This is a genomic window from Candidatus Streptomyces philanthi, assembly GCF_059553635.1.
Window position 1 is genome coordinate 1 of sequence record NZ_JCANQV010000302.1, and the last position, 6,600, is coordinate 6,600.

6 protein-coding genes are annotated in these 6,600 nt (G+C 71.4%); 5 read left to right on the forward strand and 1 reads right to left on the reverse strand.

The features are described 5' to 3' along the window. The 5 genes from infB to AC51EU_RS25245 form a co-directional block, all read left to right on the forward strand. Nucleotides 1-1,968, forward strand: a 1,968-nt coding sequence (gene infB / locus AC51EU_RS25225) for a translation initiation factor IF-2 (RefSeq protein ID WP_496269369.1), incomplete at its 5' end; no start/stop codon positions are given. Nucleotides 1,969-2,138: 170 nt separating this feature from the next. Then, entirely contained in the window at nt 2,139-2,438 is a 300-nt protein-coding gene (locus tag AC51EU_RS25230) for a DUF503 domain-containing protein (protein WP_496269370.1), read from the forward strand. 61 nt (nt 2,439-2,499) lie between these two features. Then, nucleotides 2,500-2,946 carry a 30S ribosome-binding factor RbfA gene (gene rbfA, locus AC51EU_RS25235; RefSeq protein ID WP_496269371.1) on the forward strand — a complete coding sequence of 149 codons (447 nt, stop codon included), beginning with the start codon at nt 2,500-2,502 and terminating at the stop codon, nt 2,944-2,946. After that, nucleotides 2,943-3,866, forward strand: a complete 924-nt coding sequence (gene truB, locus AC51EU_RS25240; protein WP_496269372.1) for a tRNA pseudouridine(55) synthase TruB — start codon at nt 2,943-2,945, stop codon at nt 3,864-3,866. Before rbfA ends, truB begins: the two co-directional genes overlap by 4 nt. 151 nt (nt 3,867-4,017) lie before the next feature. Beyond that, nucleotides 4,018-4,965: a bifunctional riboflavin kinase/FAD synthetase gene (locus AC51EU_RS25245; protein ID WP_496269373.1), complete on the forward strand. Its 948-nt coding sequence runs from the start codon at nt 4,018-4,020 to the stop codon at nt 4,963-4,965. A 67-nt stretch (nt 4,966-5,032) separates the two neighbouring features. Here the strand turns inward: AC51EU_RS25245 and AC51EU_RS25250 are convergent. After that, nucleotides 5,033-6,600 (reverse strand): MinD/ParA family ATP-binding protein (locus AC51EU_RS25250; RefSeq protein WP_496269374.1); only part of this gene is annotated, 1,568 nt, incomplete at its 5' end.

The window sequence follows — 6,600 nt, forward strand, 5'->3', positions numbered from 1 at the left end:
CCCGGCTTCGGCGGTCGTCCCGGCGGCCCCGGTGGCCGTGGTGGCACGCAGGGCGCGTTCGGCCGTCCCGGCGGTCCCGCGCGTCGTGGCCGCAAGTCGAAGCGGCAGCGCCGTCAGGAGTACGAGGCCATGCAGGCCCCGTCGGTGGGCGGCATCATGCTGCCCCGCGGCAACGGCCAGAAGGTCCGTCTGTCGCGCGGCGCGTCGCTGACCGACTTCGCGGAGAAGATCAACGCCAACCCGGCGTCGCTGGTCCAGGTCATGCTGAACCTCGGCGAGATGGTCACCGCGACCCAGTCCGTCTCCGACGAGACGCTGGAGCTGCTCGCCGGCGAGATGAACTACGTCGTCGAGATCGTCAGCCCGGAGGAGGAGGACCGCGAGCTCCTGGAGTCCTTCGACATCGAGTTCGGCAACGAGGGCGGCGAGGAGATGCTCGTCGCGCGTCCGCCGGTGGTGACCGTCATGGGTCACGTCGACCACGGTAAGACGCGACTGCTGGACGCGATCCGCAAGACCAACGTGATCGCGGGCGAGGCCGGCGGCATCACCCAGCACATCGGTGCCTACCAGGTCTCCACCGAGGTCAACGAGGAAGAGCGCCGCATCACCTTCATCGACACCCCGGGCCACGAGGCGTTCACCGCCATGCGTGCCCGTGGTGCGAAGTCGACCGACATCGCGGTCCTCGTGGTGGCGGCCAACGACGGTGTCATGCCGCAGACGATCGAGGCCCTGAACCACGCCAAGGCGGCCGACGTGCCGATCGTGGTCGCGGTCAACAAGATCGACGTCGAGGGCGCCGACCCGACGAAGGTCCGCGGCCAGCTGACCGAGTTCGGCCTGGTCGCCGAGGAGTACGGCGGCGACACGATGTTCGTCGACATCTCCGCCCGTGAGGGTCTGAACATCGACAAGCTGCTGGAGGCCGTGGTCCTGACCGCGGATGCCGCGCTCGACCTGCGGGCCAACGCCGAGCAGGACGCGCAGGGCATCGCGATCGAGTCCCACCTCGACCGCGGCCGCGGCGCCGTCGCCACCGTCCTGGTCCAGCGCGGCACCCTGCGGGTCGGTGACACCATGGTCGTCGGCGACGCGTACGGCCGTGTCCGGGCGATGCTCGACGACAAGGGCAACAACGTCCAGGAAGCGGGTCCCTCGACCCCCGTCCTGGTCCTGGGTCTGACCAACGTCCCGGGCGCCGGCGACAACTTCCTGGTCGTCGACGAGGACCGCACGGCCCGCCAGATCGCCGAGAAGCGCGCGGCGCGCGAGCGCAACGCCGCCTTCGCCAAGCGCACCCGCCGGGTCTCCCTGGAGGACCTGGACAAGGTGCTCAAGGCCGGCGAGGTGCAGCAGCTCAACCTCATCATCAAGGGCGACGCGTCCGGTTCCGTCGAGGCCCTGGAGTCCTCGCTGATCCAGCTCGACGTCGGCGAAGAGGTCGACATCCGCGTCCTGCACCGCGGCGTCGGTGCGGTCACGGAGTCCGACATCGACCTGGCGACCGGCTCCGACGCGATCGTCATCGGCTTCAACGTCCGTTCGGAGGGCCGCGCCACCCAGCGCGCCGACCGCGAGGGCGTCGACGTCCGGTACTACTCGGTCATCTACCAGGCGATCGAGGAGATCGAGGCGGCCCTCAAGGGCATGCTCAAGCCGGAGTACGAGGAGGTCGAGCTCGGTACGGCCGAGATCCGCGAGGTCTTCCGCTCGTCCAAGCTCGGCAACATCGCGGGTGTCCTCATCCGCTCCGGCGAGGTCAAGCGCAACACCAAGGCGCGCCTCATCCGCGACGGCAAGGTCGTCGCGGAGGACCTCACCATCTCCGGTCTGCGTCGCTTCAAGGACGACGTCACCGAGATCCGCGAAGGGTTCGAGGGCGGTATCAACCTCGGCAACTTCAACGACATCAAGGTCGACGACATCATCGCGACGTACGAGATGCGCGAGAAGCCGCGCGGCTGACGCGGCGTGCAGCCCGCCCGCGGCACGGTCACCGCTTCGGTGGCCGGGCCGCGGGCGGCTCGTCCGGGGCCGGTCGGCGGAGGTATTTCCGTCGATCGGCCCCGTACGTTGCGTGTACCGTTCACAGGACCGGCACCCAAGGCCCCGCGGGTGGCTCTACCCGCCCCAGCATGTACGTAGGGACGCTGTCCTTCGATCTGCTTCTCGGCGACGTACGGTCGCTGAAGGAGAAGCGCTCCGTCGTCCGCCCGATCGTCGCCGAGCTGTGCCGCAAGTACGCGGTGAGCGTCGCGGAGGTCGGGGAGCAGGACCTGTACCGCAGGGCCGTCATCGGCCTGGCGGTCGTGTCCGGGGACGCCGGACACCTCAACGAGGTCATGGACCGCTGCGAGCGCCTGGTCGCCGCACGGCCCGAAGTGGAGCTGCTGTCGGTACGGCGGCGGCTGCACGGCGACGACGACTGGTCATGACGACCGGGCGCGCGGACGCCGGTGGAAGCACAATTGTGGAAGACAAGAAGGAGACGGACCAGTGGCCGACAATGCGCGGGCGAAGAGGCTGGCAGACCTCATCCGGGAGGTGGTCGCCCAGAAGCTGCAGCGCGGCATCAAGGACCCGCGGCTCGGCACGCACGTGACCATCACCGACACCCGGGTCACCGGCGACCTGCGGGAGGCGACGGTCTTCTACACCGTCTACGGCGACGAGCAGGACCGGGCCAGCGCGGCCGCCGGACTGGAGAGCGCCAAGGGCATCCTGCGCTCCGCGGTCGGCGCCGCCGCGGGCACCAAGTTCACGCCCACCCTGACGTTCGTCGCGGACGCGCTCCCGGAGAACGCCAAGACCATCGAGGACCTCCTCGACCGGGCGCGGGCGTCGGACGCCAAGGTCCGCGAGGCGTCCTCGGGCGCCCAGTACGCCGGTGAGGCCGACCCGTACCGCAAGCCCGGCGACGACGAGGACACAGCCGCAGAATGAAGCGCCAGAACACCGGGCCGGACGGCCTTGTCATCGTCGACAAGCCGTCCGGCTTCACGTCGCACGACGTCGTGGCGAAGATGCGGGGCATGGCCCGCACCCGCCGCGTCGGGCACGCCGGCACGCTCGACCCGATGGCCACCGGCGTCCTCGTCCTGGGCATCGAACGGGCGACCAAGCTGCTGGGCCACCTCGCGCTGACGGAGAAGGAGTACGTCGGCACGATCCGGCTCGGGCAGTCGACGCTCACCGATGACGCCGAGGGCGAGACCACCGCGTCCAAGGCCGCGCACGGGCTCGCCCGGGAGGACATCGACGCCGGCGTCGCTGAGCTGTCCGGCGCGATCATGCAGGTGCCGTCGAAGGTCAGCGCCATCAAGATCGACGGCAAGCGGTCGTACTCGCGGGTCCGCGACGGCGAGGACGTGGAGATACCGGCACGGCCCGTCACCGTGTCCTCGTTCGTGGTGCACTCCGTGCACGAGACCGAGGCCGAGGACGGCACCCCGGTGACCGATCTGCTGGTCTCCGTCGTCTGCTCCTCCGGCACCTACATCCGGGCACTCGCCCGGGACCTGGGGGCCTCGCTCGGCGTCGGCGGGCATCTGACGGCGCTGCGCCGCACCCGCGTCGGCCCGTACAAGCTGGACCGGGCCCGCACCCTGGAACAGCTCCAGGCCGCCGTGGACGACCCGGACGCCGGGCTCCCGGTGATGCCGATCGCCGAGGCGGCCGCGGCGGCGTTCACCCGCTGGGACGTGGCCGCCTCCCAGGCGCGGCTGCTGACGAACGGCGCGCGCATCCCGATGCCGCTGTTCGAGACCGAGGGGCCGGTCGCCGCTTTCGCCCCGGACGGTACGTTCCTGGCCCTGGTGGAGAACCGCGGCGGGAAGACGAAGAGCCTGGCGGTGTTCGCCTGACGCGGCGGGTCCCGCCGCACCGGGGCACCGCTCCCGTCGCGGCGAGGCCACCCTTCGCGCGGGGCGGCACCACGGGCATGGCAGTCTTGGACCTGCGTCCGGAGAGAGGGCGCAGTTGGACGGACAAGAGTTCGGGCGAGGAGCGGGCACAGTGCAGCGCTGGCGTGGCTTGGAGGACATCCCCGAGGACTGGGGGCGCAGCGTCGTCACCATCGGCTCGTACGACGGGGTGCACCGCGGCCACCAACTGATCATCGGCAGGACCGTGGCACGCGCCCGTGAGCTGGGCGTTCCCGCGGTGGTCGTCACCTTCGACCCGCACCCCAGCGAGGTCGTGCGCCCCGGGACGCACCCGCCGCTGCTGGCACCCCACCACCGGCGTGCGGAGCTGATGGCCGGACTGGGGGTGGACGCGGTGCTCGTCCTGCCGTTCACCAAGGAGTTCTCGAAGCTCGCGCCGGCCGACTTCGTGGTCAAGGTCCTGGTCGACAAGCTGCACGCGCGGCTGGTCGTGGAGGGCCCCAACTTCCGCTTCGGCCACCGGGCCACCGGCACCGTCGGCACCCTCACCGAACTGGGCCGCACCTACGACTACGCCGTCGAGGTCGTCGACCTCGTCGAGCGGGGCACGGCGGGCGACGGGGTGCCGTTCTCCTCCACCCTCACCCGCCAACTGGTCGCCGAGGGCGATGTGGCCGGCGCCGCGGAGGTCCTGGGCCGCCCGCACCGCGTCGAGGGCATCGTCGTCCGCGGTGCCCAGCGGGGTCGCGAGATGGGCTTCCCCACGGCCAACCTGGAGACCCTGCCGCACACCGCGATCCCCGCCGACGGGGTCTACGCCGGACTGCTGCACGTCGAGGGCGAGGCGATGCCCGCGGCCGTGTCCGTCGGCACCAACCCGCAGTTCGACGGGACGACGCGCACCGTCGAGGCGTACGCCATCGACCGCGTCGGACTGGACCTGTACGGGCTGCACGTCGCGGTGGACTTCCTCGCCTACATCCGGGGCCAGGAGAAGTTCGACACCCTGGACGCGCTGCTGGAGCGGATGGCGGTCGACGTCGAAGAGGCGCGGGGCATCATCGCGGCGGCCTCCTGACACGTACGCGAAGGGGCGGCGTCCGGCAACCGTGTGAGGTGCCGGGCCCCGCCCCTTTTCCGTACCGTCACTGCTGGGGCGGCTGCTGCCATCCCTGCTGCGGCGCGTCCGGCGCGGGCTGCTGCCAGTGCGCCGGGGGCTGCGCGTAGCCCTGCTGCGGTGGTTGCTGCGGCCACTGCTGGGGCTGGCCCGCCTGGGGGTACCCGGCCTGCTGCGGGTAGCCCTGCGGGGTCAGGCCGGGCTGCTGCTGGGCGTACGGGTCGCCCTGCTGCGGGGCGTTGGGGTCGCCCCAGCCGCCCTGCGCCTGCTGGACGCGGGTGAAGTCCTCGGCGACCAGGGCGGCGAGGGCGAAGTACGCCTCGCGGGTCTTGGGCCGCATCATGTCGAGGTCGACCTCGGCGCCCGTGGCGAGGTGCTCGTCGAACGGGACCACGACCACGCCGCGGCACCGGGTCTCGAAGTGCGACACGATGTCGTCGATCTTGATCATCTTGCCGGTCTCGCGGACACCCGAGATCACGGTGATACCGCGCTGCACGAGATCGGCGTAGCCGTGCGCGGAGAGCCAGTCCAGGGTCGTGCTGGCGCTGCTCGCGCCGTCCACGGACGGCGTGGAGATGATGATCAGCTGGTCGGCCAGGTCCAGCACCCCGCGCATCGCGCTGTAGAGCAGACCGGTGCCCGAGTCGGTCAGGATGACCGGGTACTGCCGCCCGAGGACGTCGATCGCCCGGCGGTAGTCCTCGTCGTTGAAGGTCGTGGAGACGGCCGGGTCGACGTCGTTGGCGAGGATCTCCAGACCGGAGGGCGCCTGCGAGGTGAACCGCCGGATGTCCATGTAGCTGTGCAGATGCGGGATCGCCTGCACCAGGTCACGGATGGTCGCGCCGGTCTCGCGGCGCACCCGCCTGCCGAGGGTGCCGGCGTCCGGGTTGGCGTCGATCGCCAGGATCTTGTCCTGCCGCTCGGAGGCGAGGGTGGCGCCGAGCGCGGTGGTCGTCGTGGTCTTGCCGACACCACCCTTGAGGCTGATCACCGCGATGCGGTAGCAGGACATCACCGGCGTACGGATCAGCTCCAGCTTCCGCTGCCGCTCCGCCTCCTCCTTCTTCGCCCCCAGCCGGAACTTGGACGGCTGCGCGTTGGCGCCCGGCTTGCGCTTCTTGGGCTGGTTGCGCAGCAGCCGGTCCGAGGTCAGCTCGACGGCGGCGCTGTAGCCCAGCGGCGCGCCGGGGGCGGCCCGCTGCGGCTGCTGCTGCGCGCCGGGCGGGGAGTACGAGGCGTACTGCCCCGCGTACGGGTCGGCGGGCTGCTGCCCCGGCAGCGGCTGATAGGGCTGCTGCGCCTGCTGGGCCGCCTGCTGCTGGTGGTAGGCGGCCATCTGCTGGGCCTGCTGCGCTTGTTGTGCCTGCTGGGCCTGCTGGGCCGCGTGGAGGGCCGCCTGCTGCGGGTCCTGGGGCGCGGCCTGGGGGCCGGGCTGCGGGTAGCCGTAGGCCGGCTGCTGGGTGGGCGCCTGGGGGTACTGCGGCGGGGCGGGTGGCTGCTGCGGGTGTGGCACCTGCTGCTGGGGCTGCTGGGGGTAGCCGTAGGAGGTCTGCGGATAGCCGTAGCCGCCCTGCTGCGGCTGCGGCTGCG